The 26601-nt window shown below is 69.7% G+C and carries 28 protein-coding genes; 14 read left to right on the forward strand and 14 right to left on the reverse strand.

Annotated features, from left to right (window positions below; all coding sequences use genetic code 11):
• Window positions 1-89: 89 nt before the first annotated feature.
• The 3 genes from ACHFGS_RS11295 to ACHFGS_RS11305 form a co-directional block, all read right to left on the reverse strand.
• On the reverse strand, window positions 90-275 hold the full coding sequence (locus ACHFGS_RS11295; protein WP_394278137.1) for a hypothetical protein: 186 nt from the start codon (window positions 273-275) through the stop codon (window positions 90-92).
• Between the two features lie 5 nt (window positions 276-280).
• A complete protein-coding gene (locus tag ACHFGS_RS11300; protein WP_394278136.1) occupies window positions 281-463 on the reverse strand; it encodes a hypothetical protein in 183 nt (60 codons plus the stop codon).
• A 142-nt stretch (window positions 464-605) separates the two neighbouring features.
• The gene (locus ACHFGS_RS11305; RefSeq protein ID WP_394278135.1) at window positions 606-1277 is read right to left on the reverse strand and encodes a fasciclin domain-containing protein; all 672 of its coding nucleotides are present in this window, start codon (window positions 1275-1277) and stop codon (window positions 606-608) included.
• Window positions 1278-1428: 151 nt separating this feature from the next.
• On the opposite strand from ACHFGS_RS11305, the gene ACHFGS_RS11310 reads away from it, so the two are divergent.
• The 5 genes from ACHFGS_RS11310 to ACHFGS_RS11330 all read left to right on the forward strand — a co-directional run bounded on the left by ACHFGS_RS11310 (window position 1429) and on the right by ACHFGS_RS11330 (window position 6682).
• Window positions 1429-3177 (forward strand): cytochrome c biogenesis protein DipZ, encoded by a 1749-nt coding sequence (locus tag ACHFGS_RS11310; RefSeq protein WP_394289476.1) that lies wholly within the window; start codon window positions 1429-1431, stop codon window positions 3175-3177.
• Between the two features lie 28 nt (window positions 3178-3205).
• Entirely contained in the window at window positions 3206-3793 is a 588-nt protein-coding gene (gene sigK / locus ACHFGS_RS11315) for an ECF RNA polymerase sigma factor SigK (RefSeq protein ID WP_394289477.1), read from the forward strand.
• Entirely contained in the window at window positions 3790-4722 is a 933-nt protein-coding gene (locus ACHFGS_RS11320) for an anti-sigma factor domain-containing protein (RefSeq protein WP_394278132.1), read from the forward strand. The genes sigK and ACHFGS_RS11320 overlap by 4 nt, the downstream gene beginning before the upstream one ends.
• 83 nt (window positions 4723-4805) lie before the next feature.
• Window positions 4806-5444: a DNA-directed RNA polymerase subunit beta gene (locus ACHFGS_RS11325; RefSeq protein ID WP_394278131.1), complete on the forward strand. Its 639-nt coding sequence runs from the start codon at window positions 4806-4808 to the stop codon at window positions 5442-5444.
• Window positions 5445-5797: 353 nt separating this feature from the next.
• Window positions 5798-6682 (forward strand): aminodeoxychorismate lyase, encoded by an 885-nt coding sequence (locus tag ACHFGS_RS11330; protein ID WP_394289478.1) that lies wholly within the window; start codon window positions 5798-5800, stop codon window positions 6680-6682.
• 166 nt (window positions 6683-6848) lie between these two features.
• Here the strand turns inward: ACHFGS_RS11330 and ACHFGS_RS11335 are convergent, their stop codons facing one another.
• The 8 genes from ACHFGS_RS11335 to ACHFGS_RS11370 form a co-directional block, all read right to left on the reverse strand.
• Window positions 6849-7658, reverse strand: coding sequence for an endonuclease domain-containing protein (locus tag ACHFGS_RS11335; protein ID WP_394289479.1), 810 nt, complete (start codon window positions 7656-7658; stop codon window positions 6849-6851).
• A 427-nt stretch (window positions 7659-8085) separates the two neighbouring features.
• Window positions 8086-8865, reverse strand: a complete 780-nt coding sequence (pstB, locus tag ACHFGS_RS11340) for a phosphate ABC transporter ATP-binding protein PstB (RefSeq protein ID WP_394280401.1) — start codon at window positions 8863-8865, stop codon at window positions 8086-8088.
• Between the two features lie 30 nt (window positions 8866-8895).
• Complete coding sequence (pstA, locus tag ACHFGS_RS11345; protein ID WP_394280402.1) at window positions 8896-9978, reverse strand: phosphate ABC transporter permease PstA; 1083 nt, start codon at window positions 9976-9978, stop codon at window positions 8896-8898.
• Window positions 9978-10940 carry a phosphate ABC transporter permease subunit PstC gene (pstC, locus tag ACHFGS_RS11350; protein ID WP_394280403.1) on the reverse strand — a complete coding sequence of 321 codons (963 nt, stop codon included), beginning with the start codon at window positions 10938-10940 and terminating at the stop codon, window positions 9978-9980. Before pstC ends, pstA begins: the two co-directional genes overlap by 1 nt.
• A gap of 80 nt (window positions 10941-11020) precedes the next feature.
• Entirely contained in the window at window positions 11021-12139 is a 1119-nt protein-coding gene (locus ACHFGS_RS11355; RefSeq protein WP_394280404.1) for a phosphate ABC transporter substrate-binding protein PstS, read from the reverse strand.
• A gap of 205 nt (window positions 12140-12344) precedes the next feature.
• On the reverse strand, window positions 12345-13283 hold the full coding sequence (locus ACHFGS_RS11360) for an NUDIX domain-containing protein (RefSeq protein ID WP_394280405.1): 939 nt from the start codon (window positions 13281-13283) through the stop codon (window positions 12345-12347).
• Entirely contained in the window at window positions 13280-15448 is a 2169-nt protein-coding gene (locus ACHFGS_RS11365) for an RNA degradosome polyphosphate kinase (RefSeq protein ID WP_394280406.1), read from the reverse strand. The genes ACHFGS_RS11360 and ACHFGS_RS11365 overlap by 4 nt, the downstream gene beginning before the upstream one ends.
• A 77-nt stretch (window positions 15449-15525) precedes the next feature.
• Window positions 15526-16212, reverse strand: coding sequence for a winged helix-turn-helix domain-containing protein (locus ACHFGS_RS11370; protein ID WP_394280407.1), 687 nt, complete (start codon window positions 16210-16212; stop codon window positions 15526-15528).
• Between the two features lie 112 nt (window positions 16213-16324).
• Between ACHFGS_RS11370 and ACHFGS_RS11375 the strand changes: the two genes are divergently transcribed.
• The 4 genes from ACHFGS_RS11375 to ACHFGS_RS11390 all read left to right on the forward strand — a co-directional run bounded on the left by ACHFGS_RS11375 (window position 16325) and on the right by ACHFGS_RS11390 (window position 19573).
• Window positions 16325-16615 (forward strand): hypothetical protein, encoded by a 291-nt coding sequence (locus ACHFGS_RS11375; RefSeq protein ID WP_394280408.1) that lies wholly within the window; start codon window positions 16325-16327, stop codon window positions 16613-16615.
• Between the two features lie 158 nt (window positions 16616-16773).
• A complete protein-coding gene (locus tag ACHFGS_RS11380) occupies window positions 16774-17379 on the forward strand; it encodes an FABP family protein (protein WP_394280409.1) in 606 nt (201 codons plus the stop codon).
• Between the two features lie 8 nt (window positions 17380-17387).
• A complete protein-coding gene (locus ACHFGS_RS11385; RefSeq protein ID WP_394280410.1) occupies window positions 17388-18482 on the forward strand; it encodes a YgfZ/GcvT domain-containing protein in 1095 nt (364 codons plus the stop codon).
• Window positions 18479-19573 carry an aromatic acid exporter family protein gene (locus ACHFGS_RS11390; protein ID WP_394280411.1) on the forward strand — a complete coding sequence of 365 codons (1095 nt, stop codon included), beginning with the start codon at window positions 18479-18481 and terminating at the stop codon, window positions 19571-19573. The genes ACHFGS_RS11385 and ACHFGS_RS11390 overlap by 4 nt, the downstream gene beginning before the upstream one ends.
• Here the strand turns inward: ACHFGS_RS11390 and ACHFGS_RS11395 are convergent.
• The gene (locus ACHFGS_RS11395; RefSeq protein WP_394280412.1) at window positions 19570-20409 is read right to left on the reverse strand and encodes a class I SAM-dependent methyltransferase; all 840 of its coding nucleotides are present in this window, start codon (window positions 20407-20409) and stop codon (window positions 19570-19572) included. The two genes, ACHFGS_RS11390 and ACHFGS_RS11395, sit on opposite strands and share 4 nt — an antisense overlap.
• A 41-nt stretch (window positions 20410-20450) precedes the next feature.
• Between ACHFGS_RS11395 and ACHFGS_RS11400 the strand changes: the two genes are divergently transcribed.
• Window positions 20451-21200, forward strand: a complete 750-nt coding sequence (locus ACHFGS_RS11400) for a phosphoglyceromutase (RefSeq protein ID WP_394280413.1) — start codon at window positions 20451-20453, stop codon at window positions 21198-21200.
• 203 nt (window positions 21201-21403) lie between these two features.
• Here ACHFGS_RS11400 and phoU read toward each other — a convergent pair whose 3' ends face one another.
• Window positions 21404-22075, reverse strand: coding sequence for a phosphate signaling complex protein PhoU (gene phoU / locus ACHFGS_RS11405; RefSeq protein WP_394280414.1), 672 nt, complete (start codon window positions 22073-22075; stop codon window positions 21404-21406).
• A gap of 179 nt (window positions 22076-22254) precedes the next feature.
• Here phoU and ACHFGS_RS11410 point away from each other — a divergent pair, with 179 nt between their 5' ends.
• Entirely contained in the window at window positions 22255-23466 is a 1212-nt protein-coding gene (locus ACHFGS_RS11410) for a sensor histidine kinase (protein WP_394280415.1), read from the forward strand.
• Window positions 23463-24146, forward strand: coding sequence for a winged helix-turn-helix domain-containing protein (locus ACHFGS_RS11415; RefSeq protein ID WP_394280416.1), 684 nt, complete (start codon window positions 23463-23465; stop codon window positions 24144-24146). The genes ACHFGS_RS11410 and ACHFGS_RS11415 overlap by 4 nt, the downstream gene beginning before the upstream one ends.
• A 72-nt stretch (window positions 24147-24218) precedes the next feature.
• Here the strand turns inward: ACHFGS_RS11415 and ACHFGS_RS11420 are convergent, their stop codons facing one another.
• Entirely contained in the window at window positions 24219-24689 is a 471-nt protein-coding gene (locus ACHFGS_RS11420; protein ID WP_394280417.1) for a DNA modification methylase, read from the reverse strand.
• A gap of 135 nt (window positions 24690-24824) precedes the next feature.
• Here ACHFGS_RS11420 and ACHFGS_RS11425 point away from each other — a divergent pair, with 135 nt between their 5' ends.
• Complete coding sequence (locus tag ACHFGS_RS11425) at window positions 24825-25307, forward strand: CarD family transcriptional regulator (RefSeq protein WP_394280418.1); 483 nt, start codon at window positions 24825-24827, stop codon at window positions 25305-25307.
• A 112-nt stretch (window positions 25308-25419) separates the two neighbouring features.
• On the forward strand, window positions 25420-26601 hold the full coding sequence (gene ispD, locus ACHFGS_RS11430; RefSeq protein ID WP_394280419.1) for a 2-C-methyl-D-erythritol 4-phosphate cytidylyltransferase: 1182 nt from the start codon (window positions 25420-25422) through the stop codon (window positions 26599-26601).

Consider the following 26601-nt stretch of genomic DNA (forward strand, 5'->3'; position numbering starts at 1 on the left):
AACTCGGATTAAAAGTCCGATGCTCTACCGACTGAGCTAGAGGCCCTCAGCGATCCAGCCTAATAGGCGGAGCGGATGGCATCCGCCAGTCAGCGCCTCTTCTTGGTGTCATACATCGACCCGAGAAGAAGGCCGAGCGGCAGGCCGAAGGCGATGCCGAGCGCGAAGTTGTCGAAGAAGAGCAGACCGATTGTGCCGCCGATCGGGATCCCGAGCGCGATCCCCAGAGCCAGCCCGTCACCCTTGCTCGACTTCTTTTTCCGCTTGTCGGTCACGAGACTCAGCCGTTCTGGCGGCGGTCGTACAGCATCCCGAAGATCAGGCCGAGCGGAACGCCGATCGCGGTGCCGGTCGCGAGGTCGTCGAACACGGTGAGTCCGAGTCCGGCGCCGAGCGCGAGACCGATGCCGACTCCGACGCCGGTGGTGGACGTGGGCTTCTCCTGGCTCTCTGCGTTGGTCACGCTTCGACGCTACCGAGGCGGCGCGGCAACGGCATCCGTCGTGTGCGGGAGATCTCCACGCCACGCGGGGGAGACGAAGAAAAGCGGCGCCGCCGGAGCCCGCAGAGCTCCGACGACGCCGCCGGTATCGGTGAGACCGAGATCACATCGGGGGCATCAGCACCGTGTCGATGAGGTAGACGGTCGCGTTGGCGGTCTGAACGCCACCGCAGATGACCATGGCGTCGTTGACCATGAGCTCGTCACCCGAGCCGGTGACCTCGAGGTCGGCGCCCTGCACGGTGGTGTGGGTGCCGGCGATGTCGGCCGGCTCCACCTGACCGGGAACGACGTGGTAGGTGAGGATCGACGACAGCAGGTCGCTGTCGGTCTTCAGGGTCTCGATGGTGGCGGCGTCGATCTTGCCGAACGCCTCGTCGACGGGAGCGAACACGGTGAACTCGTCACCGTTGAGGGTGTCGACCAGGTTCACGTCGGGGTTCAGCTCACCGCTGACCGCCGAGACCAGCGTGGTCAGGAGCGGGTTGTTGGATGCCGCGACCGCAACCGGGTCCTGCGACATGCCCTGCACCGAGCCCGCACCGTCCGGGACCTGCTCGGCGTAGTCGGCGCAGCCGGGGCCCACGAGGTTCGCGGCGGGGTCCATCATGCCCTCGTCGGTCTCCTCGGGAGCGGTGGACTCCATGGGAGCCGAGGGTTCCATCGCCTCATCGGTCTCGGTGTCGGAAGCGCCCATCGAACATCCGGCGAGGACGAATGCCCCGGCCAGGGTGAGGGAGAGTGCTGCTGTCATCTTCTTCGTCGTGCTGAGCATGATTGCCTCCAGATGTGTGACCGCCCTCTGCGGCGGCGATGACAGGTCTTCGGAGACCCTTCCGGAATCGGATTGCTCGTCTGTCAAGTTTTTTCGGAATCAATCCGAATGCCCACCCGTGGCGAACCTCCTGTGACAGACGGGACACCCCATGGACCTCATCCTCATCGGCCTCCTCGGCGGGCTCATCACCGGAATCTCGCCGTGCATCCTGCCGGTGCTCCCGGTCATCTTCCTCACCGGCGGCGCGCAGTCGGCGACCTACGAGCAGGGCGACGCCGCCGGCGGCGGAACCGCCACCGCGCAGCGCACCCGCACCCTGCCCGCCAAACGCAGCCGGCCCTACCTCGTCATCCTCGGCCTGGTCATCAGCTTCACGATCGTCACCCTCGCGGGCTCGCTCATCCTCGGCGTCCTGAACCTGCCGCAGGACATCATCCGCTGGGTCGCGATCGGCGTTCTCCTCATCATCGGCGTCGGCCTTCTCTTCCCCGGCTTCGAGCAGCTCCTCGAGAAGCCCTTCTCCTGGGTGCCCAAGAAGGAGGTCAAGAACCAGGGCAGCGGCTTCGGCGTGGGCCTCGCGCTCGGCGCTGTCTTCGTGCCCTGCGCCGGCCCCGTCCTCGCCGCGATCATCGTCGCCGGCGCCACCGGCCAGATCGGCCTCGACACCGTCCTGCTCACCACGTCGTTCGCGATCGGCGTCGCCGTGCCGCTGCTCATCTTCGCGCTCGCCGGCCGCAGCGTCGTCGAGCGCATCCGCGCCTTCCGCAGCCGCGAGCGCGGCTTCCGCATCGCCGCGGGCATTGCGATGATCGCGCTCGCCGTCGGCCTCGTCTTCAACGTTCCCCAGCAGCTGCAGCGCCTGCTGCCCGACTACACCGCAGGGCTGCAGCGCGACCTCACCGAGAACGAGCAGGCGCGGGAGGCACTCAACCTCGGCGGCCTCGTCAACGACGAGAACAAAGACCTCGACAAGTGCACCAACGGCGCCGAAGAGCTCGAATCCTGCGGCACCGCGCCCTCGATCAGAGGTATCGAGCAGTGGCTGAACACTCCGAACGGCGAGGGGATAGTGCTCGACGATCTGAAGGGCGAGGTCGTCCTCATCGATTTCTGGGCGTACTCCTGCATCAACTGCCAGCGCTCCATCCCGCACGTCGTCGCGTGGGACGAGACCTACCGCGACGCGGGGCTGAACGTCATCGGCATCCATTCGCCGGAGTACGCCTTCGAGAAGGATGCCGGCAATGTGAAGGCCGGGGTCGAGGACTTCGGCATCGAGTACCCCGTCGCCCTCGACAACACGCTCTCCACGTGGACCAACTACCGCAACCGGTACTGGCCCGCCCATTACCTGATCGACGCCGAGGGCACCGTGCGGCACATCTCGTTCGGCGAGGGCAACTACGCCGCGACCGAGAAGATGATCCGCGAACTGTTGACGGATGCCGACCCCTCGGCGCAGCTGCCCGGCGAGACCGACGTCGAAGACACCACTCCCGATGTCGGGTCCACCACGCGGGAAACGTTCCTCGGGTCGTCGAAGGACGTCAACTTCGGCGGCGGCGAGTACCGCGCGGGGGAGCGGGACTACACGTTCCCGGAAGGCCAGCCCAGCGACTCGTTCACCCTCGACGGCGGCTGGAACGTCGAGACCCAATACGCCGAGCCCATGGGGGAGAACGGACGCATCCGCCTCGACTTCACGGCATCCGAGGTCCGCGTGGTCGTCGCCGGCGAAGGCGAGATCCGCGCGACGCTCGACGGCGGCGAGGAGAAGGTCATCGATGTCTCGGGAACGCCCCGGTCGTACGAACTCCTGAAGGGAGACAGCACCGACGGCATCCTCGACCTCGAGGTGTCACCGGGCCTGCAGGTCTACTCGTTCACATTCGGATGAGAGCGGGGGATAAGGCATGCTTATCGAGATGGTTATCGACGGTGTAGACGTCCCCGAAGACGGGCCCGCGGCAGATCATGCCGCCGACCTGCTGGTGCGCGTCGCCAGCGGCGACCAGACCGCCTTCGCCGACCTCTACGACATGCTCTCGTCCCGCGTCTTCGGACTCATCCGGCGGGTCCTCGTCGATCCCTCGCAGAGCGAAGAAGTGCTGCAGGAGGTTTTCCTCGAAGTGTGGCAATCCGCTGCGGCCTTCGCTCCGAACAAGGGGCAAGGAAGAAGCTGGATCCTGACGATCGCCCATCGTCGGGCCGTAGACCGGGTGCGCGCGTCGCAAGCGAGCACCGACCGGGACCTGCGCGTCGGAGCCCGCGACGCGCACACATCTCAAGAGGGAGTAGCCGAGCAGGTCGAACTGCGCATCGAGGGACGTCGCGTCATGCGCGCCCTCGGCACGCTGCCCGACCCGCAGCGCGAAGCCCTCACCCTCGCCTACTTCGGGGGATACAGCCAAAGCGAGATCGCTGCCCTGCTGGGCACGCCGCTCGGAACGATCAAGACCCGCATGCGCGACGGACTGTCGCGCTTGCGTCAGGAAATGGGGGTGACACTGTGAACGAGAAGGACTTCGCCGAACTCTCGGCCGGACACGCGCTGAACGCGCTGACTCCCGAAGACGAGCGCGCCTACCGTGACGCCCTCGCGGCCCACCCCGAATGGGCCGACCTCGCGAACGCAGATGTCCAGACCGCCGCCTTCCTCGCTGAAGGATTCGGCGAAGAGACGCCGCCCGAATCGGTGCGCGAGAACCTGCTCGCGCGCCTCGGGACCACACCGCAGTTCACGATGGATGCCGCGGACGCCGCCCCGGCGCCGGTTCCGGCTGTCGTTCCGGATGCCGCGGACACGCCGGTTGCTGGTGGAGTTCCGGATGCCGCTGATTCTGTGACGCCGGCGGAGGCTCCGGATGCCGCGGCCCCGCCGCTTCCGCCCGTTCCCGCCGCTGAGGCTGCCGCGGCGGAGCCCGCCGCTCCCACGGCGCCGCCGACCGAGGTCGTGCAGACCATCCAGCGCAAGAACTGGACCCGAGGGCTGTTCGCGCTCGTCGCATCGGCAGCGCTTCTGGTCGGCATCGGCTGGGGTGTCGGCTCGATCGTCGAGCGGGCCCGGACCCCCGTCGAGGTGCTGGCGCTCGAGGAGATCGAGGCCGCCCCCGACGCGGAGACCGTGGTCGGTCAGTTCGAGGACGGCAACGAGGCGACCGTGCACTGGTCGGACACGGTCGGCAAGGTCGTGTTCACCGTGGATGAGACTCCCGAGATCGCTGATGACCGCACCTTCGAACTGTGGATCATCCGCGACGAGACCCCCGTCGCTGCGGGCACCTTCGAGCCCGGGCAGGACATCACGGCGCTTCTCGACGGCACCGTCGAACCCGGCGACGTCATCGCCGTGACCGTCGAGGCCGACGGCGGATCGCCCGACGGCTCGCCGACGACCGACCCGATCATCGCGATCTCGACGAACCCCGGCGACGAAACCTGACGCGCGGCCGGAGACCCTCCTGGAAGGCCCGGCCCGGCCGCGGCCCCGGCCCTTGGCGGAAGGCCCGCCGGTACCCTGGAGTGATGTCCGACGCGTCCCGTGACTTCCACAAACCGGTCCGCCGCTCACCCGACTCGTTCGACCGAAACTTCGCCGCCGACGATCCCGCTGAGGCCAGCCGGGTCGCACACGCCACGGCATCCGCTCTGCTCTCGCGCGTGCGCGAGGCGCCGCACGACGAGGTCATCGACCGGCTCGTGCAGTTCACAGACGCGCACGGGATCGCGACGATCGCCGAGCTGTGGTCGCAGTCGCCCGCCCGGTCGCTGCCCGGCACGCTCTGGCGGCTGTACCTGCTGCAGCTGATGATCCACGACGACCCCGAGACCTCCGCGCTCCTCTACGAACGCGGTCGCGTGCGGCTCGCCTCGGCCGATCCGGTCATCGCCGGTGCCCCCGCACCCGCCGGGCCCGACGAGCTCGTCGCACTGATCGACCTGATCCTGCGCGGCGTGTTCGCCGGCGACTTCGCGCTGGCTTTGGAGCGCGCGGCATCCTTCTCACGCGTCGTCGCCGCCGGCGCGACCGACCTCGCCGACGACTACGACGAGAGCGAACCCGCGCGGGCGTCGCAGTTCACCGTGCGGGCGCTGCGCCTCGACACGTATGCGGGCGACCTCGCAGCATCTGCCGGCCTCTGGCGACGCGACGGCCTCGCCTGAGCATTCCGCGGCGTGGTCGCCTGCAGTCTCTGCGGCGCCATCGCCTGCAGAAAAAAGTAAGCGCCGAGCCGCAGAACGCCTCTCGGCGCGTGGCCGCTCGCAGCGGCTGAAGATGGAGCCCGGGGTTACTGCGGCCCGGCTAGAAGAGTGTAACGAATCCTCGCCGGGGGTATTCCGACGGATGCCACTCGATCCGCATTCCGCGCCCTGACGCGGCTCCTGCGGCGACGGTTCCGGCCGGGTCGGGCGTGTCGCCCGAGCATCGTCGATGCCATCGGAAGCCCGCCCGCGACACGCGTCGAGGCGCCCGCGCGCGCCCGCTGTCGGAGGCTCTGCGAGCGTAGGCTCGCACCATGGCTTGGCGCTTCGCTCTGATGATCGACCCCGCGGCATCCGATGATGCCCGCACCGACTTCTCGGACACGTTCTCCGAGGTCGACCCGTCCGCCCCGGCGCTCACGGTCGGCGAGCTGAGCACGCAGCGCGGCGACGGGATCTTCGAGTCGATCGGGGTCGTCGACGGGCACGCGCAGGAGGTCGAGGCGCACCTGCAGCGCCTCGCGCACTCCGCCGCGATCTGCGAGCTGCCGGCGCCGCACCTCGGTCAGTGGCGCGAGGCCGTCCGCCGTGCCGAGGCCGCGAGCGGCGAGGGGGAGTCGGTCATCAAACTCATCCTCAGTCGCGGCGTCGAGCACGGGCCGACGCCGACGGCGTGGGTGACCGTCGCGCCGGCCGCCGACTTCACCGAGCCTCGCACGCGCGGCATCCGGATCGCCGTCCTCGACCGTGGGTACTCGATCGATCTGCCCGGTCGTGCGCCGTGGCTGCTACTCGGGGCGAAGACGCTGTCGTACGCCGTGAACATGGCCGCGATCCGCGAGGCCAAGCGCCGCGGCGCCGACGATGCGGTGTTCGTGAGCTCCGACGGGTTCGTGCTCGAGGCGCCGACGGCGTCGCTCATCATCCGTCGCGGCGACACGTTCGTCACGCCCGCGCCGAATGGCGGCATCCTGCACGGCACGACGCAGCTGAGCCTGTTCGAGCACCTCGCCGCCGAGGGATACGAGACCGCCTACGAGACGCTCCCCGTCGCGGCGCTGACCGACGCGGATGCCGCGTGGCTCGTCTCCAGCGTCCGCCTCGCCGCCCCGATCACCGCCGTCGACGGTCACGCCGTCCCGCTCGACGCCGAGCTCACGGCATCCTTCAACCGCTACCTCCTCAGCCCGCGCGACTGACCGGGCACGGCCCTCACCTGCCGCGCGCCCGCGCGTGCGCGGCCGGCACCCGCCGCGTGCCGGATTGCAATGGATGCACCTCGACACGCCGGTCAAGGGACGGATGCCGCGGCGCGCCCCGCGGCATCCATTGCAATCCCGGTCGGCGACGTCGAACCCTGCCGCCCTACAGCCGCGCCAGCGCCCCGAGGATCGCCGCTTCGACGAGCTCCCAGTCGTGCACGACCATCGCATAGTCGAAGCGCAGGGTGACGTACCCCCACATCGCCGCGTTCGCATCACGGACGAGGTCCTTGTGGCGCAGCGGGGTGCCGTCGTGATTCTGCCTGCCGTCGACCTCGACGATCAGCCGATCGCCGATCAGCGCGTCGACGATGCCGACACCCGCGACGCTCACCTGCGTCCTCACCGCCAGGCCGAGGTGCCGGAGCCGCCAGCGCAGAAGCGACTCCAGCCCGCTGTCGGCGTCGTCGCGGCTGAGAGCGAGCGCCTCCCGGCCCACGGCGTTGAGGTGCGCGCTCAGCCACCGCATCCCGTCACCGTCGAGGAGACGCTGCCGCCGCGCCGACTCGAGCGCGACGAAGAACGTCTCGACGCCGTGGCAGGTGAGGACCTGCCGCAGCACCCGCGCAAGCGACGGCTCGTGGCGGTCCTCGCCGGGCGCGGGTGCATCCCAGTGCTCGGTGCACGCGCAGCGGTCGTCGTACGACCGACCACCGGGACGCATCCACACATGCGGCATCCGCTCGTCGTCGAGCACCCACAGGCCGCGGTGTCGCGCCGCGGAGACGCACCCCATCGACCCGCCGTGGCGCGCGACCGCGACCGCCTCGGCGCACGCGCCCGGCACGACGTAGACGCCCGGCCTCGCACGCCGCAGCGCACCCTCCCGCAGCGCGCGCTGCACCCGCCGCTGCGACCACCCGTCGTCGAGCAGGTGCCGCAATCGGACGATCGGATGCCGGAGCTCGCACATCCCGCAATCGTCGCCGCCTCGGCGCACGACGCGGCCTCGCGGCCATCAGCCCGTGGAGACCCGCCCCGGAATCTACGCGGGGGAGGAGCCGGTGCGAGAGCAATAGATCCCGGGGCCCGCAGACTGCAAGACAGCGGATGCCGCGTGTCATGCGGCATCCATTGCACTCCGCCTCGATGTCTAGGCGGGGGAGGAGTCCGTGCGCGATTGCAACAGATACTGGGCGACGCGCCGGCTCAGGACCAGCGGATGCCGCGTGTCGTGGGGGATCCATTGCAATCTGCACCGCATCCCGCCGCAACCACCCGCGCCGCCCTGCCCCGCACCCCGCCGCAACCGCCCCCCCAACAAACAGACGCGCCGGCACGGAACCCGAATCCGTGCCGGCGCGTCACCAGCGTCGCAGCCCCCCGGCTGCGACGCGGGGTCACCCGAAGCGGCCCGAGACGTAGTCCTCGGTGGCCTGCACGGACGGCTTGGTGAAGATGGTGCCGGTTTCGTCGTACTCGATGAGCTTGCCGGGCTTGCCGGTGCCGGCGATGTTGAAGAACGCGGTCTTGTCGGAGACGCGCGACGCCTGCTGCATGTTGTGCGTGACGATGACGATCGTGTACTCGCTCTTGAGTTCCTGGATGAGCTCCTCGATCGCGAACGTCGAGATCGGGTCGAGGGCCGAGCAGGGCTCGTCCATCAGCAGCACGTCGGGGGAGACGGCGATCGCACGCGCGATGCACAGACGCTGCTGCTGACCGCCCGAGAGGCCGGAGCCGGGCTTCTCGAGCCGGTCCTTGACCTCGTTCCAGAGGTTCGCGCCGCGCAGCGACTTCTCGACGAGTGCGTCGGCGTCGGACTTTGAGATCCGGTTGTTGTTGAGCTTCACGCCCGCGAGGACGTTGTCGCGGATCGACATCGTCGGGAACGGGTTGGGCCGCTGGAAGACCATGCCGATCTGGCGGCGCACGAGCACGGGGTCGACGCCCTGGCCGTAGAGGTCTTCGCCGTCGAGCAGCACCTCACCCTCGACGCGGGCGCCGGGGATGACCTCGTGCATGCGGTTGAGGGTGCGGAGGAAGGTCGACTTGCCGCAGCCGGACGGCCCGATGAAGGCCGTGACGCTGCGGGGCTCGATGTCGAGGGATACGCCCTCCACCGCGAGGAAGTCGCTGTAGTAGACGTTGAGGTCGTTGACTTCGATGCTCTTGGACACTTCGGGGTGCTTTCTGTCGGATGCCGCGGGTCAGCGGCCGAACTTGGGGGCGAACTTCTTCGCGACGAAGCGTGCGATGAGGTTCAGCGCCATGACGATGATGATGAGGGTCAGCGCTCCGGCCCAGGCGCGCTCGAGCGCGGCGGGGATGTTGGTGCCGGGGTTCTGGAACTGGTCGTAGACGAAGACTGGGAGGGTCATCATCGGGCCGTCGAAGGCGTCGACGTTGAGGGACTGGGTGAAGCCGGCGGTCAGCAGCAGTGGCGCGGTCTCGCCGATGACGCGGGAGATCGAGAGCATGATGCCGGTGGTGATGCCGGCGATCGAGGTGGGGAGGACGACCTTCACGATCGTCAGCCACTTCGGCACACCGAGCGCGTAGCTCGCCTCGCGGAGCTCGTTCGGCACCAGACGGAGCATCTCCTCGCTCGAGCGGACGACGACGGGGATCATCAGCACCGACAGGGCGATCGAGCCCATGAAGCCGGTGTTCAGGCCCGGGTCGATGAGCGCGACGACGGCGACGATGAACAGACCCGCGACGATCGAGGGGATGCCGGTCATGACGTCGACGAAGAAGGTGATGAGCTTCGCGACGCGGCCACGGCCGTACTCGACGAGGTAGATCGAGGTCATGAGGCCGATCGGCACCGAGATGAGCGCGGCCCATGCGGTGACGATGAGCGTTCCCCAGATCGCGTGGACGGCGCCGCCGCCCTCGCCGACGACGTTGCGCATCGAGTACGAGAAGAACTGCAGGTCGAACCGGGCGATGCCGTTGGTGACGACCGTGAACAGCAGCGAGATGAGCGGCAGCAGCGCGATCACGAACGCGATCGAGACGAGGACGGTCGCGAACCGGTCGACGGCGCGACGGCGGGTCTCGACGACGCTCGAGAGCACGACGAGCGCGATCGCGAACACGACGACACCGACGAACACGGCGCCCGCGATGTTGAAGTCGGTGAGCGAGCCGCCCGTGTTGACCACGGCGAAGGCGGCGCACGAGAGGACGAGGCTGCCGGCGAGCAGCGCCCACGGCATCCACTTGGGGAGCTGACCGGCGGTGAGCGAGTTGCCCACGGGGGTCTTGGTGCGGGTCAGGGTCGTCATCAGTTCGCTCCGGAGAACTCGGCGCGGCGGTTCACGACGTAGCGCGCGATGGCGTTGACCGCGAAGGTCACGAGGAAGAGGATGAGGCCGGTCGCGATCAGCACATTCACGCCGTCGCCGTACGCCTCACCGAAGTTGAGGGCGATGTTCGCGGGGATCGGCGTCGGGTTGTTGGAGTTGAGCACCTGGAAGGTGACCGCTCCGGTGGCCGAGAGCACCATTGTCACCGCCATGGTCTCGCCGAGCGCGCGGCCGAGGCCGAGCATCGCGCCCGAGACCATGCCGCCGCGCGCGAACGGGAAGACGGCCATGCGGATCATCTCCCAGCGGGTCGCGCCGAGCGCGAGAGCCGCCTCCTCGTGGAGGACGGGCGTCTGCAGGAAGACCTCGCGCGTGATGGCGGTCATGATCGGGAGGATCATGACGGCGAGTACGAGGGATGCCGTGAGGATCGTGCGGCCGGTCGGGGACACCGCTCCGGCGAAGAAGGGGATCCAGCCGAAGTTCTCGTTCAGCCAGACGTAGAACGGTTTCAGCATCTGGGAGAACACGAGCGCGCCCCACAGGCCGTAGACGACCGAGGGGATGGCTGCGAGCAGGTCGATGATGTACCCGAGCAGGGCGGCGATGCGGCGCGGCGCGTAGTGCGAGATGAACAGCGCGATGCCGATGGCGAGGGGGGATGCCACGACGAGGGCGATGATCGACGCCCACAGCGTGCCGAAGATGAACGGCCACACGTAGACGAGGAACGGCTCGCCGTTGAGGAACTGGGTCTCCTCCGGGTCGCCCGTGAGGGCGGGGACGCTCTCCACGATGAGGAAGAGGGTGACCGCGGCGAGGACCACCAGGATCATGATCCCGGCGCTCACCGCGGTGCGTGAGAAGACGAGGTCTCCGCGACGCCGGATCGCCTGCTTCGGGGTCGCCTGTTCGGTGACCGGGTCGGAGGTGGGGGGCATCGCAGTCCTCGGGTTGGAAGCGGGTGAACGTGACTGCTGCTGGTGTCCCCGTTCGCACGGGGACACCAGCAGCCAGGGTATTACTCGGTGGCGCCGATCAGGTCGATCGCAGCCTGAGCCTTCTCGGCGACCTCAGCCGACAGCGGCGCGGAGCCGGCGGCCTCGTTCGCGGCCGTCTGGCCCTCTTCGCTGACGATGTACGAGAAGTACTCGCGCACGATGTCGGCGACAGCGGCGTCCTCGTACTCGACGCAGCCGATGAGGTAGCTCACCAGCGCGATCGGGTAGGAGCCGGCCGGAGCGTTGGCGGGGTCGACGGCGAAGACGAGGTCGCCCTCGCCGCGGCCCTCCTCGAGCGGCGACGCGGCGACCAGCTGAGCGGCGGCATCCGACGAGAAAGCGACGAAGTCGTCGCCGACCTGAACGGCGGCCGAACCGAGCTCGCCGACGCGCGACGCGTCGATGTAGCCGATCGTGCCCTCACCGGCGTTGACGGTGGCCTCGACACCGGAGGTCTGCTGGGCAGCCTCGGAGCGCTTGGCGTCGACCGGCCACTCGTCGGCGTCCTCGTACGGCCACGCCTCGGGGGCGACCGACGCGAGGTACTCGGTGAAGGTGCCGGTGGTGCCTGACGCGTCACCGCGGAAGACGGGGGTGATCGCGAGGTCGGGGAGCTCGACGCCCTCGTTGATCTCGGCGATCGACGGGTCGTTCCACTTCTCGATCTTCTCGTTGAAGATGTTGCCGATGAGCTCGGGCGTGAGGTTCAGGGTCTCGACACCGGGAAGGTTGAAGACGACGGCGACGGGGGAGATGTACGCCGGAACCTCGACGATCTCGTCCGTGGCGCAGGCGTTGAAGCCGCCCGCGGCGAGCTCCTCGGCGTTGTACGCGCGGTCGGAGCCGATGAAGTTGCTGGAGCCGGCGAGGAAGTTGTCGCGACCGGTGCCCGAACCGGTGGGCTGGTAGTTGATGGTGACGTCACCGTTGGCCTGCTGGAAGGCGGCGGTCCAGGCCTGCTGAGCGGCGCCCTGCGACGATGCGCCGGTGGCCTTCACGGTGCCGGAGAGCGTCGTGGTCTCGGAGCCGCCCGCGGGGGGCTCACTGGGAGCGGGGGTCTCGTTCGCCGCGCACGCGGTGAGGGAGAGTGCGGCGACGGCTGCGACAGCGCCCAGGCGGGCGATGCGGTTGAGCTTCACGTGTGATCCTTCGGATTGTTCGGGAACACCCCGGTGCAGGGGCTGGGCTCGACGCTATGGTCCGTCGGTGTCCAGACTCCGGTACGGAGGTGAACGACAGGTGAACGGAGGCCGTCCGAACAGGATCGTCGCGTTGCCCGCTGTTCACGCGATCGAGGGGATGCCGTTGCCGTGGTATCCGTCGCCGAGAGCGACGCTCAGCCGGTCAGACTTTCGGCTGGTGCGTCTCGATCGCGACGATCCCCGAGCCGGGGTTGGTCGCCGACAGGTGCACGACGCTGAACGCGCCGGTCTCGAGTGCTGAGGCGCTGCCGAGGTAGGAGCCTCGCAGCGTGCCGGTCGCGAGGGCCAGCTCGGTGAGGATCTCCGGCAGGACCGGGCCGTGCGAGCAGAGCACGACCGGCGTGCGGGCACTCACCCGCTTCCCGATCACCGTGCGGGCGTCGGACTCGCCGGTCTCCCACGCGTCCTGCGAGATGAGCGGTGTCTTCTGCACTTTCTTGCCGAGCGCCTTCGCGAACGGCGAGACGGTCTTCACGCAGCGCACCGCGTCGCTTGAGACGACCTTGCGGATCCCGAAGGCCTGGAGCGGGCCGACGAGCGCCTTCGCCTGGGCGGTGCCTCGGGCGGTCAGCGGACGCGCGGCATCCGCCCCGTCCCAGTCCTCGCGGGGGCGCGCCTTGCCGTGGCGGAGCACGGCGATGGGGAAGGTGGCGAGCACGCCGTCGTCGACGAAGGTGAGGAAGTTCTGGAGGATCTCGATGTCGACCGGGTAGCTCAGCCGGGCGAGGGCCTTCCGCGGTGTCAGCCACTCGATCGCGGCGATCTCCTTGTTCGGGACGAACGCCGAGGCGCGGATCGCCTCGTCGGTGGCCTCCGCGCTCCAGTAGTGGACGATCTTCTGCCGCTTGTTCGGCAGGCGGTACTTCGAGACACCCACTGGCACGCCGAGCACGACACGGATGCCGGTCTCCTCGAAGATCTCGCGCGCGGCGGTCTCGGCGAGCGATTCGCCCGGGTCGACCTTGCCTTTGGGAAGGGTCAGGTCGGCGTAGGCGGTGCGGTGCACGACGAGCACGTGGAGCTTGCCCTCGACGAGGCGCCAGACGACCCCGCCGGCGGCGTAGACGGCGGTCTCCGTCATCGCACCGCCCGCGCCCGGCGACGGCGCTGCACCTGCGTCATCGTCTTCTCCTGCAGGTCGACGAGCGGCTTGCCCTCGGCGTCGGTGTTGTGGCGCGTCCAGGTGCCCTCCGCGCCGAGGTGCCACGAGCTCGTGGTGTCGGCCATCGCAAGGTCGAAGAGGGCGGTGAGCTCGGCGAGGTGCGCGGGTTCCACGACCCGCACAAGCGCCTCGACGCGGCGGTCGAGATTGCGGTGCATCATGTCGGCGCTGCCGATGTAGATCTGCGGGTCGCCGTCATTGTGGAACGCGAAGATGCGCGAGTGCTCGAGGTAGCGGCCCAGAATCGAGCGCACCGTGATGTTGTCGCTCACGCCGGGCAGGTCGGTACGGAGCGAGCAGATGCCGCGCACCCAGACCTCGACCTTCACCCCGGCCTGGCTCGCGCGGTAGAGCGCATCGATGATCTGCTCGTCGACCATCGAGTTGACTTTGATGCGCACCGAGGCGGGCTTGCCCGCGATCACGTTGCGTCGTTCGTGGTCGATGTGGCGGAGCAGCCCCTTGCGCAGGTGCAGCGGCGCGACAAGCAGGCGCTTGAACTTCTTCTCGATCGCGTAGCCGCTCAGCTCGTTGAACAGGCGGGTGAGGTCGCGGCCGACCTGCTCGTTCGCGGTGAACAGGCCGAAGTCCTCGTAGATGCGGCTCGTCTTCGGGTTGTAGTTGCCGGTGCCGATGTGGCTGTAGCTGCGGAGGACGCCGTCCTCCTCGCGGATGACGTGCAGCAGCTTGCAGTGGGTCTTCAGTCCCACGAGGCCGTAGACGACGTGGACGCCGGCCTTTTCGAGCTTGCGGGCCCAGACGATGTTGGCCGCTTCGTCGAAGCGTGCCTTCACCTCGACGAGTGCGAGCACCTGCTTGCCGTTCTCGGCCGCGTCGATCAGCGCTTCGACGATCGGGCTGTCGCCGGAGGTGCGGTAGAGCGTCTGCTTGATGGCGAGCACATGGGGGTCGCGCGCGGCCTGCTGCAGAAACGACACGACGCTCGTCGTGAATGATTCGTACGGGTGGTGCACGAGGGCGTCACCCTTGCGGATGGCCGCGAAGATGTCGGCGCGCCCGTTCTGCTCTGCCGGCTGGAACGGGGTTGCCGTCTTCGGGACGTGCGCCGGGTAGCGCAGCTCCGGACGGTCGATGCCTGACAGGGCGAACAGGCCGCGCAGGTCGAGCGGAGCGGGGAGCCGGTAGACGTCGTGCTCGGTGATGTCGAGCTCGTCGAGGAGCAGGTCGAGTGTGACGTCGTCCATGTCCTCGGTGATCTCGAGGCGGATCGGCGGGCCGAACCGGCGGCGCAGGAGCTCGGCTTCGAGGGCCTGGATGAGGTTCTCGGTCTCGTCCTCCTCGATCACCATGTCCTCGTTGCGAGTGAGGCGGAAGGTGTGGTGCTCGAGGATCTCCATGCCCGGGAACAGGTCGTCGAGGTTCTCGGAGATGAGCTCCTCGATCGGCAGGTACCGCACGTGCGCGTCCGCCGTCTTGACTTCGACGAACCGAGGGAGCATCGGGGGCACCTTCAGACGCGCGAACTCCTGGCGTCCGGTGCGGGCGTTGCGGATGCGCACGGCGAGGTTCAGCGACAGGCCCGAGATGTACGGGAACGGGTGCGCGGGGTCGACCGCCAGCGGCATCAGCACGGGGAACACCTGCGCCGAGAAGTAGTCGTACAGGTCGCTGCGCTCGTCGTCGGTGAGGTCCGCCCAGGAGACGACCTCGATGCCGGCCTCGGCGAGGGCGGGCCGTACGTCTTCCGACCACACCCGCGCGTGGCGCTCCTGCAGCTCGTGAGCAGCCGTCGAGAGATCGGTGAGGACGTCCTGCGGGGAACGCCCCACGTTCGTGGGGACGGCGAGCCCGGTGATGATGCGGCGCTTGAGTCCCGCGACGCGCACCATGAAGAACTCGTCGAGGTTGCTGGCGAAGATGGCGAGGAAGTTCGCCCGCTCCAGCACCGGCAGGTTGTTGTCCTCGGCGAGCTCGAGCACGCGCTTGTTGAACGCGAGCCAGCTCAGCTCGCGGTCGAGATAGCGGTTGTCGGGCAGCTGCGAGTCGTACGCTTCGACGACGCCATCGAAGTCGTCGTCGTCGGCGTCGCCCAGTCCGGAGTCGTGTACCTGGGGGTCGATCATCCCCACATCATTGCAGGGCGGGGTGGCCAGTGCGTGAACGGGCCGGCCGACGGCGGTTCGTGGACGGATGCCGCGGCTCAGCCGCCGGCACCGGGCATCTGCTCGTCTTCGTAGACGTTGAACCGGTATCCGACGTTGCGGACCGTGCCGATGAGCTGTTCGAGGTCGCCGAGCTTCGCGCGCAGGCGGCGCACGTGCACGTCGACCGTGCGGGTCCCGCCGAAGTAGTCGTAGCCCCACACCTCGCTGAGCAGCTGCTCGCGGGTGAACACGCGGGAGGGGTGGGTGGCGAAGAAGTGGAGGAGCTGGAACTCCTTGTAGGTGAGGTCGAGCGGGCGACCGTGCACCTTGGCGGAGTAGGAGGACTCGTCGATCGTGATGCCGGAGGTCTGGATGCGGGTCGAGACCTGCTCCTTCGACACCCGGCCCATCGCGAGGCGGATGCGGGCGTCGACCTCGGCGGGCCCGGCGGTGCCGAGGATGACGTCGTCGACGCCCCAGTCGGAGGAGATCGCGGTGAGTCCGCCCTCGGTGACCACGAGCACGAGCGGGGCGTCCGCGCCGGTGGTGGTGAGGATCTTGCAGAGCGACTTCGCGCCGACCAGGTCGATGCGCGCGTCGATGAAGATGACGTCGGCGCTCGGGGCGTTCACCAGCTGTCCCGCCTCGGCGGGGATCTGCCGGACGCGGTGGCTGAGCAGCTCGAGCGCGGGCATGACGGCATCGCCGCTGGGTGCGGAACTCAGGACGAGCAGCTGTGCCAAGGGGATCCTTTCGGAATCAGACCCGGAACCGGTCCCATCCTAAGGTGTGCGCGGATGCCGGTCACGACCACGGCCCGTGCAGCCGACAGGCCGGTGCGTCACAATGGTTCGCATGAGTGCACCCGAGCTGTTCCCCGCCGCCCGCTTCCGCGGCGTCATCGGTGTCTGGGTCTTCGCCGTCGTGGTCGCGCTCGCGATCGGCATCTTCGCGCCGCCGGAATCGCGGGGTGCGTGGCTGCCGGTGGGTCTCGGGCTCTGCGTGCTCGCATCGTTCGCGGTGCAGCTCGCGTCGGGACGGTCGCAGGGCTTCATCATGCGGGTCTCCGCGAGCTCCCTCGGGTCGATGCTCGTCATGGGGCTCATCGGCGCCGGCTTCGCGCTCGCCGAGCTCTTCGGCGGCTGAGTCGGCGCTCGAGGGCGCCCTCGAGCGCTAAAGTGGCCGCATGGACCTTCTCGCTCTCGAACTCTTCTTCGTCGGGCTGCTCGGCCTCGCCTCGCTGGCGATCGTGTTCGTGTCGGGCGTCGTGATCAAGAACCTCTACCGCGGCCAGCGCTGAACACGTGATCGAACTGCCGACCGACCTCCCGGCCGATCTGGTCCCGCTGTCGTGGCTGCTCGGCGTGTGGGAGGGCACCGGCGTCCTCGATTACGACGCCGGCGGCCTGTCGATGTCGGGCGAGTTCTCGCACCGCGTCAGCTTCAGCCATGACGGCGGCAACGCCCTGAACTATGCAGCGTCGGCGTGGTTCGACACCGACGACGGCACCCGTCACGACCTCGTCTCCGAGATCGGCTACTGGCGCCTCGCGCGTCCCGCGACCGATGAGGATGCCGGGCCCGCACTGCTGCCGGCTCTCCGCCCCCGCTCCACGCCGCGCACCATCGATGACGTCGAGGCGCTCCGCACGCCGGAGGACGGCTTCGAGGTCGAGGTCTCGCTCGTGCACTCCGACGGGATCAGCGAGCTCTACCTCGGCCAGGTCCGGGGCCCGCGCATCGACATCGCGACCGACGCGATCGTCCGTCCCGCCGGTGCCAAGGACTACACCGCCGCGACCCGGATGTACGGCCTCGTCGACGGCCACCTGCTGTGGGCGTGGGATGTCGCCGCCCTCGGCAGCCCGCTCGGCTCGCACGCCTCGGCCCGTCTGGCGAAGGTCCAGTGATCGAGCCGGTGGCCGTTCCCGCGGCCTTCGAGCCCTTCGCCGCCGTTCCCGGCGCGGTCACCGACGCGAGCGGCATCGCCCACCTCGGCAACCCGATGCGCGAGCAGCGCGACCTCGCCGCAGGGCGCGCCCTCGCCCCGCTCGCCGATCGCGCCGTGATCACCGTGGCCGGCGAGGACCGGCTGTCCTGGCTCGACTCCATCACCTCCCAGGCGCTCACCTCGCTGGCGCCGGGCGTCGGCACCGAGCTGCTCGTGCTCGACCCGCAGGGTCACGTCGAGCACGCGGCATCCGTCGTCGATGACGGCGAGCGCGCCTGGCTGATCGTCGACCGCGACCGCGCCGCCGCGCTGGTGGGCTGGCTGCAGCGCATGCGGTTCCGGCTGCGGGTCGACCCGCAGGACGTGTCGGAGAGCTACGCCGTCGTCGGCGGCACCTCGGGCGCCGTCGCCGCGCTTCCCGCTGCGGCGGTGTGGCACGACCCGTGGCCCTCGGTCAGCGTCGGCGGATGGGGCTACTCGCCGGTCGACCCGCATCCCGGCGGAGACCGCGATTGGTCGGAAGCCATCGTCGCCGTCGCCGACCTCGCACAGCTCGCGGACTCCGCCATCCGCGGCGATCAGCCTCTTGCCGGGTCGCTCGCCGTCGAGGCGCTGCGGGTCGCCGCGTGGCGCCCGCGAGCGAGCCACGAGGCCGACGGCCGGACGCTCCCGCACGAAGTGGACTGGCTCCGCACCGCCGTGCACCTCGACAAGGGGTGCTACCGCGGCCAGGAGACCGTCGCCAAGGTGCACAACCTCGGTCACCCGCCCCGGCGTCTCGTATCGCTCCAGCTCGACGGTTCCGACGGGGAGCTTCCCGAGGTCGGCGCCGCCGTCCGCCGTGAGGGCACCGAGGTCGGCGCGATCACCTCGGTCGCACGGCATCACGAGGAGGGCCCCATCGCCCTCGTGATCGTGAAGCGCTCCGTTCCCGTCGACGCCGCCCTCGACGTCGATGTGGCCGACGGCGTGATCGCCGCCGCCCAGGAGGTCGTGGTCCCGCCGGATGCGGGACGCGCGGCATCCGTCCCGCGTCTGCCGCGGCTGTCGCAGCGGCGATGACGACCGAGCCGCCGGCCACCGCTCCGGTGTCGACCGCGCGGCGCTATCCGCGCGACGGGTGGGCGCGCCTTCGGGAGTCGGCCCCCGCGATCGTGCAGCTCGTGGTCGCCGCGACCGCCGCCTTCTCGATCGCCCACTATGGGTTCGGTCACCCCGCACCGCTGATCGCCGCGACGGTGACGATCTCGAGTCTCGGGCTCGTCCGCGACGCCCGGCCCCGCCGCGTGCTCGAGACCGTCGTCGGCATGGTGCTCGGGGTGTTCGTCGCCGAGCTGGTGGTGATCCTCGCCGGAAGCGGGTGGTGGCAGCTGGCCCTGACGCTGGCGGCGAGCCTCGCGATCGCGCGCTTCGTGTCGCCGCAGCCCGCCTTCGCGATCGCGGCGGCGATCCAGTCGATCATCGTCGTGGTGGTGCCCGCCTCGGCGCCGTTCCTCCGGCTGCTGGATGCCGTGATCGGCGGCATCATGGCGCTTCTGGTGACCGCGCTCATCCCGCGGAGCCCCCTGCGGACGGCGGTCGCCGACGGTGCGCGGCTGTTCGCCGCGTTCGATCAGGCGGCGGGCACGGTCGTCCAGGGCCTCCGCCGTGGGAGCCGGGTGCGCGCCGAGCGCGGGCTCGAGAAGGCCCGCGAGCTGCAGCGGCTCGTCGACGACTGGCGGGTGTCGGTCGAGTCGGGGCTGGCGATCGCGCGGATCTCGCCCTTCCTGCGGCGGCAGCGTGACGAGCTCGAGCGGCACGAGCGCATGCGGGCGAGCATGGATCTCGCGGTCCGGAACCTGCGCGTGGTGGCGCGTCGCGCGGTCTACCTGAGCGACGACGGGCGCGAGCGCGAGACGGCGGCCGACCTGCTCGTGGAACTCGCCCGGGGCGCCGACCTGCTGTCGAGCTCGCTGACCGACATCGCCGATGAGCCGATCGCGCGCGCCACGCTCGCCGCGGTCGCCGCACGCCTCGACCCGCTCGCCCTGGTGCCCGATGGGTCCCTCGGGGATCAGACCCTCGTCAGCGCGCTCCGGCCGCTGGCGACCGATCTGCTCTGCGCGACGGGGCTCGATCCCGCCGAGGCGCGCGCGCTGCTGCCGCGGGTCTAGCCCGCGGCTCCGTCTGCGGGGGCGACCGCGCTCCACGGGAGGGTGACCTCGCCGAGGCGCCACCGCGACCTCCCCAAGACCGGCCAGCCCGCCCGGTCGAGCGCGTCCAGCGCGGCGCGCCAGCGCTGTTCGGGTCCGAAGGAGGATGCCGGGGCCGCGCGCGTCCACTCCGTCTCCAGCGCCGCGAGGACGGCGTGGATCCGCTCCCCGGCGACGTTCCGGTGGATGAGCGCCTTCGGCAGTCGCTCCGCCGCGACGGCGGGGGAGTCGAGCCCCGCGAGGCGCAGCGAGATCGTGAGGCTGCGCGGCGCGGCATCCGGCCCCACCTCGATCCACGTGGAGATCCGTCCGAGCTCGTCGCAGGTGCCCTCCACGAGCATGCCGTCAGGACGCAGGCGCGCCGCCATCCGCTGCCAGGCGCCCACGACGTCTGCCTCGTCGTACTGGCGCAGCACGTTGAACGCGCGGATCACGGCCGGGCGTCGGCCGCCGGGAACCGGAACCTCGAAGCCGCCCCGCGCGAAGGACACCCGGGCATCGGCAGCGAACGGGGTCGCGCCCTCGCGCACGCGCTCCAGCTGCTCGAGCGCCCGCTGCACCCGCGCCGGCTCGATCTCGAGCCCGCGGACCTCGACGTCGGGGCGGGCCCGCCGGAGCCTCGCCTCGAGCTCGAAGGCGGTCACGCCGCTGGCGCCGTATCCGAGGTCGACGACGAGCGGATCGGCGGTGCGGCGGAGCACGGGGTGGCGCGCGATCCAACGGTCCACACGCCGCAGCCGGTTGGTGTTCGTGGTGCCGCGCGTGATCTGGCCCACGACCTTGTCCGCGCGCGTCATGCCCCCATGATCCCACCCCTCGCGCCGATAGGATGGCGAGCATGACAGCCCCCTACACGTTGATCCTCCTCCGGCACGGTCAGAGCGAGTGGAACAAGTCGAACCAGTTCACCGGCTGGGTGGACGTCCGCCTCACCGATCAGGGCAAGGCCGAGGCGCAGCGCGGCGGCGAGCTGCTCAAGGAGTCGGGTCTGCTCCCCGACATCTTGCACACGTCGCTCCTGTCGCGCGCGATCCAGACCGCGAACATCGCCCTCGACGCCGCCGACCGACTGTGGATCCCAGTGACGCGGTCGTGGCGCCTCAACGAGCGGCACTACGGCGCCCTACAGGGCAAGGACAAGGCGCAGACCCTCGACGAGTTCGGAGAGGAGCAGTTCATGCTGTGGCGCCGCTCGTTCGACGTGCCGCCGCCCGACATCTCCGACGACGACCCCTACACGCAGGTGGGCGACCCGCGCTACGTCGGCATCGACGGTGACGTGCCCCGCACCGAGTCGCTGAAGATCGTCATCGACCGCCTCCTGCCGTACTGGGAGCAGGAGATCGTCCCCGACCTCCGCGCGGGCAAGACCGTCCTCGTCACGGCGCACGGCAACTCGCTCCGCGCCCTCGTGAAGCACCTCGACGGGATCAGCGACGACGACATCGCCGCGCTGAACATCCCCACCGGCATCCCGCTGGTCTACCGCCTCGGCGAAGACCTGAAGCCGCTCGGCCCGGGCGAGTACCTCGACCCCGAGGCCGCCGCCGCCGGCGCTGCGGCCGTCGCCTCGCAGGGCAAGGGCTGACGAAAAGTCCCCAGACAGAGCGAAGAGCGGATGCCACGTGGCATCCGCTCTTCGTCGTTCAGGCGCTCTTCGTCGTTCAGGCGCTCTTCGTCGTTCAGGCGCTCTTCGTCGTTCAGGCGCTCTTCGTCGTTCAGGCGCTCTTCGCCTGTCAGGCGCTCTTCGCCTGTCAGGCGCTCTTCGTCTGTTCAGGCGACCGGTCCCCGTCAGATCGACGGCTCGGTGTCCTCGGTGTCGACGGCCCAGTTGCCGGTGGCGAGGTACGCGACCTTCTTCGCCACGGAGAGGGCGTGGTCGGCGAAGCGCTCGTGGTAGCGGGAAGCCAGAGTCGCGTCGACCGTGGCCGCGGCCTCTCCCTGCCAGGCGTCGCTGAGGACCTTCTCGAAGACCGAGAGGTGCAGCGCGTCGAGCTTGTCGTCCAGCTCCTGCAGGCGGGCGACCAGCGACAGGTCCTCGGTGCGCAGGAGCTCCGTCAGGATGCGCGCGGCTTCGCTGTCGATCTCACCCATCTTGGTGAAGGTGCCCTTGAGGCCCTTCGGGATGGCCCGTTCGGGGAAGCGCATGCGCGTCAGCTGCGCGATGTGCTCGGCGATGTCGCCCATGCGCTTGAGGGAGGAGCTCACGCGGATCGCCGCGACGACGATGCGCAGGTCGCGCGCGACCGGCTGCTGCCGGGCGAGGATCTCGATGGCGAGCTCGTCGATCGCGAGCGCCTTCTCGTCGATGATCTGGTCCCTGTCGATGACGTCTTCGGCCAGGGCGACGTCGCCAGTGCCGAAGGCGCGGGTCGCGTTCTCGATCGCGGTGGCGACGAGGTCGGAGATCTCGACGAGGCCGTTCTGCACTTCCTGCAGGGACTGGTGGAACACTTCGCGCATCTGGGCACCTTCTTTGTCGTGCGGAGCGGGCAGGCGGGACGCGGCATGGTGCGGCAGGCCCCGGCGATCCTCCCGCGCCAAGGTTAACGGCCGGTGCCGACGTGGTGAACACTCGGCGGTGCGCCCCGGCGAGCCCGATTCCGTCCGGATCGGGTCAGCGGCCACTCTACGCTGGGAGCATGGACTCGACGCAGCTCGCGTTGCTCGCCCTCATCATCGGGGCGCTCATCGGCGCCGCTGTCGTGGGGCTCACCGTCTTCGCCCTCCGCTCTCGCGACCGCACGCGTCGGGTGACGTCGGTGGCGATCCCCGATGGAACGGATGCCGTGCTGCAGGGCATGGATGACGCCGCCGTCGTGGTGGATGCCTCCCTGCTGGTGCTCTCCGCCTCTGCGGCCGCCGAGGTGTTCGGGCTGCACGTGGGGCAGACCCTCGCGTCGGATCCGCTGAAGCTCCTCGTCCGCGGTGTCCGTGCGAGCGGCGTCGCCGCCACCGAGACGATGAACCTGCGCCGCGGCATCGAACCGCGCCTGGTCGCCGCGCGGGCGAGCGTCATCACGCCGCGCCTCACCCTCATCGTCATCCGCGACATCACCGAGCGCGAGCGCGTCGAGCAGATGCGCCGCGACTTCGTCGCGAACACCTCCCACGAGCTGAAGACCCCCGTCGGCGCGGTGACCCTCCTCGCCGAGGCGATCGACTCCGCCGCCGACGACCCCGAGCAGGTGCGTCACTTCGCGCGCCGGCTGACCGGTGAGGCCACGCGCCTCGGCCAGCTGACCTCGCGCATCATGAACCTCTCCCGGCTGCAGTCCGCCGACGACATCGTCGAGATGCGCACCGTGTCGGTCGACGAAGTGGTCACCGCGGCGATCGAATCGCAGCAGATCACTGCGGAGGGCTCGGGCATTTCGATCGCGCGCGGCGGTGACCGCGGGCTGTTCGTGCGGGGCGACCCGCAGATCCTCATCGAGGCCGTCAGCAACCTCCTCGCCAATGCCGTCTCCTATTCGCCTCCCGGCGCGCAGGTGGGGGTCGGGGTGCGCGATGCGGAGGATGCCGTCGAGATCGCCGTGGCCGATCACGGCATCGGCATCCACGAGGACGATCAGCAGCGCATCTTCGAGCGCTTCTACCGGGCCGACCAGGCGCGCTCCCGGCGCACCGGGGGCACCGGCCTCGGGCTGTCGATCGTCAAGCACGCCGTCCAGCGCCACGGCGGGTCGGTCGAGCTGTGGTCGCGCCCCGGGCGGGGAGCGACCTTCACGATCCGACTGCCGCTCGTGCACGCCACCGAGGCGGAGACGGTGCCGGTCCGCAAGACCAAGAAGTTCACGAAGTCCATGAAGTCCGCCGGTGCCCGCGCATCGGCCGAAAAGGGAGCACGATGACCCGCGTCCTGATCGTCGAAGACGAACCCGACCTCGCCGACCCGCTGGCCTACCTCCTCCGCAGGGAGGGGTTCGAGGTCGAGATCGCCGAGGACGGCGGCGTGGCGCTCGACGCGTTCACCGCCCGTGGCGCCGACATCGTCCTGCTCGATCTGATGCTGCCTGGGATGCCGGGAACCGAGGTGTGCCGCGTCATCCGCACCACCTCGAAGGTTCCGATCATCATGGTCACCGCGAAGGACAGCGAGGTCGACATCGTCGTGGGACTCGAGCTCGGCGCCGACGACTACATCACCAAGCCCTACTCGTCCCGCGAGCTGCTGGCCCGCATGCGCGCCGTCCTGCGGCGGAGCGAGACCGAAGAGGTCGACGTCGACGACCGCATCATCGAGGGCGGTCGCGTCACGATCGACATCGACCGGCACACCGTCGCCGTCGACGGTCGCGAGATCTCCATGCCGCTCAAAGAATTCGAACTGCTCGAGCTGCTCATGCGCAACGCCGGTCGTGTGCTCACCCGCGGTCAGCTCATCGACCGGGTGTGGGGGAGCGACTACTTCGGCGACACGAAGACGCTCGACGTGCACATCAAGCGCATCCGCTCGCGCATCGAGCAGAACCCCAGCGACCCCGTGATGCTCCTCACCGTGCGCGGCCTCGGCTACCGCTTCGAGGGCTGATCCGCTCGGGCGGCGCCCGTAAACGAGAACGCCCCCGCGGGATCCGCGGGGGCGTTCTTCGTCGCGTCGAGGTCAGAGCGTCGGTGCCGGCACGAATTCGGTGTAGTAGGGGAGGGTGCCGTCGAGGATCGGGATCGCGACCTCGACGCCTTCGCCGTCGCCGGACTGGAACGACATCTCGACGTCCGAGCCGGGGATCGCGCCCAGGTTCTGGAAGAGCATCGGAGCCGACGTCACGCCGAGGCTCACGGTGCTGCGTGCGGCGACGGGGATCGTCTGCAGGTCGGAGCCGAGGCCGACGTTGAGGACCAGGTCCTCGTCGGTCGAGTTCACGATGCCGGCGATGAAGTTGCCCATCGATCCGTCTTCGTTGGCGATGATCATGGCGTTGCGGACCTTGAGCGGCCCCGAGTCGGGGACGTTGCGGCCGTCGGACGCGGAGTACTCGATGGTCGTCGCCTGCGGTGCGAGCATGTTGCAGCCGGTGGCACCCAGGACGACAGCGGCGCCCAGGGCGATGGACGCGATAAGACGCGGTTTCACGGATCCTCCAGGTGAAGCGAACGGCATCGAGATCATTCTATGCGTTCGAGCGGCCCGCTCGCGGCCTCGGAGCGGGGCAAACCTTAGCGCATGCCGCCTGTGGTATTCTGGGGGTTGCCGAAAGGACACAACTGCATGCTTTTTGAGGTTGGCGAGACCGTCGTCTATCCGCACCACGGCGCCGCGACGATCATCGAAGTCAAAGACCGCGTCATCAAGGGCGAGACGAAGAAGTACCTGAAGCTCAACGTCACGCAGGGAGACCTCGTCATCGAGGTCCCGGCGGAGAATGTCGACCTGGTGGGCGTTCGCGACGTGATCGGTAAGGACGGACTCGAGAAGGTCTTCGACGTGCTGCGCGCGCCGTTCACTGAAGAGCCGACCAACTGGTCGCGCCGATACAAGGCGAACCTTGAGAAGCTCGCCTCCGGCGATGTCATCAAGGTCAGCGAGGTCGTCCGCGACCTGTGGCGCCGTGACCAGGACCGCGGGCTCTCCGCGGGTGAGAAGCGGATGCTGGCCAAGGCGCGTCAGATCCTCATCTCCGAGATCGCACTGGCGCTGAAGGCCGACGAGGAGAAGGCATCGGCCGTCCTCGACGAGGTCCTCGCCTCCTGAGAGCGTACCGAACGGCCGGGGTCATCCCCGGCCGTTCGTCGTTTCCTGCCGCGGGTTACGATCGCGGGACCGTCCGCACCACCCCGCGCGCACCCGTCGGTACGCTCAGAGGATGAGCATCATCCCGGTCCCGCGTGTGGCCGTCGTCGTCGTCGCCGCGGGCGCGGGCACCCGCCTCGGCGGGGCATCCCCGAAAGCCTTCGTCGGGCTCGACGAGCACACCATCCTCCGCCACGCCCTCGTCGGCGTGTTCGCGGCGCCGGCGGCACAGGTCGTCGTCGTCGCGCCGCAGGAGCGGGTCGGCGACGCGCTCACCGATGCGCTCGAGGTCGCCGGAGACCGGCGTGACCTCGTCTCCGTGGTCGCCGGCGGCGCCACCCGCCAGGCCTCCGTCGCCGCGGGACTCGCCGCGCTGTGGCCCGACGTGGAGATCGTCCTCGTACACGACGCCGCGCGGGCGCTGACCCCGCACGAGGTCTTCGAGCGCGTCCTCGACGCGATCGACGCCGGCGCCGACGCCGTCATCCCCGCGCTCCCGGTCGTCGACACGCTCAAGCGGGTCGACGGCGACGCCGTGGTCGATGCTGTCGACCGGTCGGTGCTCGCCGCGGCTCAGACACCGCAGGGGTTCCGGCGCGCGGTGCTGGACGCCGCCTACCGGAGCGCCCAGGCCGACCACACCGACGATGCGGCCCTCGTGCAGGAGGCCGGCGGAACGGTGCGAACGGTTCCGGGGGACGAGCGCTCCTTCAAGATCACGACGGCCGCCGACCTCGAACGGGCACAGCAACTGGTCGGGGCAGTGACGCGGACGCCCGCTCCCGCCGTTCCCCGCGTCGGCGTCGGGACGGACGTACACGCGTTCGGCGGGGACGGCACCCTCTGGATGGCCGGCTTGGAGTGGCCCGGCGAGCAGGGGCTCCACGGTCACTCCGACGGCGACGCGGTCGCCCACGCCATCGTCGACGCGCTGCTCGCGGCAGCGGGCCTCGGCGACATCGGCACGCACTTCGGCACCGACAAGCCCGAATACGCCGGCGCCCACGCCGACGTCTTCCTCCGGCGCACCCGCGCGATCCTCGCCGAGGCAGGCTGGGTCGTCGGCAACGTCAGCGTGCAGGTGCAGGCGAAGCGGCCCCGGTTCGCGGGGCGTCGCAAAGAGGCCGAGCACGTGCTGTCGACGGCGCTCGGCGCGCCCGTCTCGGTCTCGGCGACGACGACCGACGGCCTGGGGTTCACCGGCACCGGCGAGGGCGTCGCCGCGTTCGCGGTGGCGACGGTCATCCCCGCCTGA

The organism is Microbacterium sp. (assembly GCF_043427715.1).
In the GTDB taxonomy this organism is placed as follows: Bacteria; Actinomycetota; Actinomycetes; order Actinomycetales; family Microbacteriaceae; genus Microbacterium.

Excerpts from the sequence above, each read along its gene's own strand:
- ACHFGS_RS11330 (WP_394289478.1), top strand. The coding sequence starts at position 5,798 with ATGGCTTGGCGCTTCGCTCTGATGATCGACCCCGCGGCATCCGATGAT.
- pstC (WP_394280403.1), bottom strand. The coding sequence starts at position 10,940 with ATGCCCCCCACCTCCGACCCGGTCACCGAACAGGCGACCCCGAAGCAG.
- ACHFGS_RS11415 (WP_394280416.1), top strand. The coding sequence starts at position 23,463 with ATGACCCGCGTCCTGATCGTCGAAGACGAACCCGACCTCGCCGACCCG.
- ACHFGS_RS11365 (WP_394280406.1), bottom strand. The coding sequence starts at position 15,448 with ATGATCGACCCCCAGGTACACGACTCCGGACTGGGCGACGCCGACGAC.
- ACHFGS_RS11310 (WP_394289476.1), top strand. The coding sequence starts at position 1,429 with ATGGACCTCATCCTCATCGGCCTCCTCGGCGGGCTCATCACCGGAATC.
- phoU (WP_394280414.1), bottom strand. The coding sequence starts at position 22,075 with ATGCGCGAAGTGTTCCACCAGTCCCTGCAGGAAGTGCAGAACGGCCTC.
- ACHFGS_RS11400 (WP_394280413.1), top strand. The coding sequence starts at position 20,451 with ATGACAGCCCCCTACACGTTGATCCTCCTCCGGCACGGTCAGAGCGAG.
- ACHFGS_RS11360 (WP_394280405.1), bottom strand. The coding sequence starts at position 13,283 with ATGACGGAGACCGCCGTCTACGCCGCCGGCGGGGTCGTCTGGCGCCTC.
- ACHFGS_RS11335 (WP_394289479.1), bottom strand. The coding sequence starts at position 7,658 with ATGTGCGAGCTCCGGCATCCGATCGTCCGATTGCGGCACCTGCTCGAC.
- ACHFGS_RS11390 (WP_394280411.1), top strand. The coding sequence starts at position 18,479 with ATGACGACCGAGCCGCCGGCCACCGCTCCGGTGTCGACCGCGCGGCGC.
- ACHFGS_RS11325 (WP_394278131.1), top strand. The coding sequence starts at position 4,806 with ATGTCCGACGCGTCCCGTGACTTCCACAAACCGGTCCGCCGCTCACCC.
- sigK (WP_394289477.1), top strand. The coding sequence starts at position 3,206 with ATGGTTATCGACGGTGTAGACGTCCCCGAAGACGGGCCCGCGGCAGAT.
- ACHFGS_RS11410 (WP_394280415.1), top strand. The coding sequence starts at position 22,255 with ATGGACTCGACGCAGCTCGCGTTGCTCGCCCTCATCATCGGGGCGCTC.
- pstA (WP_394280402.1), bottom strand. The coding sequence starts at position 9,978 with ATGACGACCCTGACCCGCACCAAGACCCCCGTGGGCAACTCGCTCACC.
- ispD (WP_394280419.1), top strand. The coding sequence starts at position 25,420 with ATGAGCATCATCCCGGTCCCGCGTGTGGCCGTCGTCGTCGTCGCCGCG.
- ACHFGS_RS11375 (WP_394280408.1), top strand. The coding sequence starts at position 16,325 with ATGAGTGCACCCGAGCTGTTCCCCGCCGCCCGCTTCCGCGGCGTCATC.
- ACHFGS_RS11395 (WP_394280412.1), bottom strand. The coding sequence starts at position 20,409 with ATGACGCGCGCGGACAAGGTCGTGGGCCAGATCACGCGCGGCACCACG.
- ACHFGS_RS11425 (WP_394280418.1), top strand. The coding sequence starts at position 24,825 with ATGCTTTTTGAGGTTGGCGAGACCGTCGTCTATCCGCACCACGGCGCC.
- ACHFGS_RS11305 (WP_394278135.1), bottom strand. The coding sequence starts at position 1,277 with ATGCTCAGCACGACGAAGAAGATGACAGCAGCACTCTCCCTCACCCTG.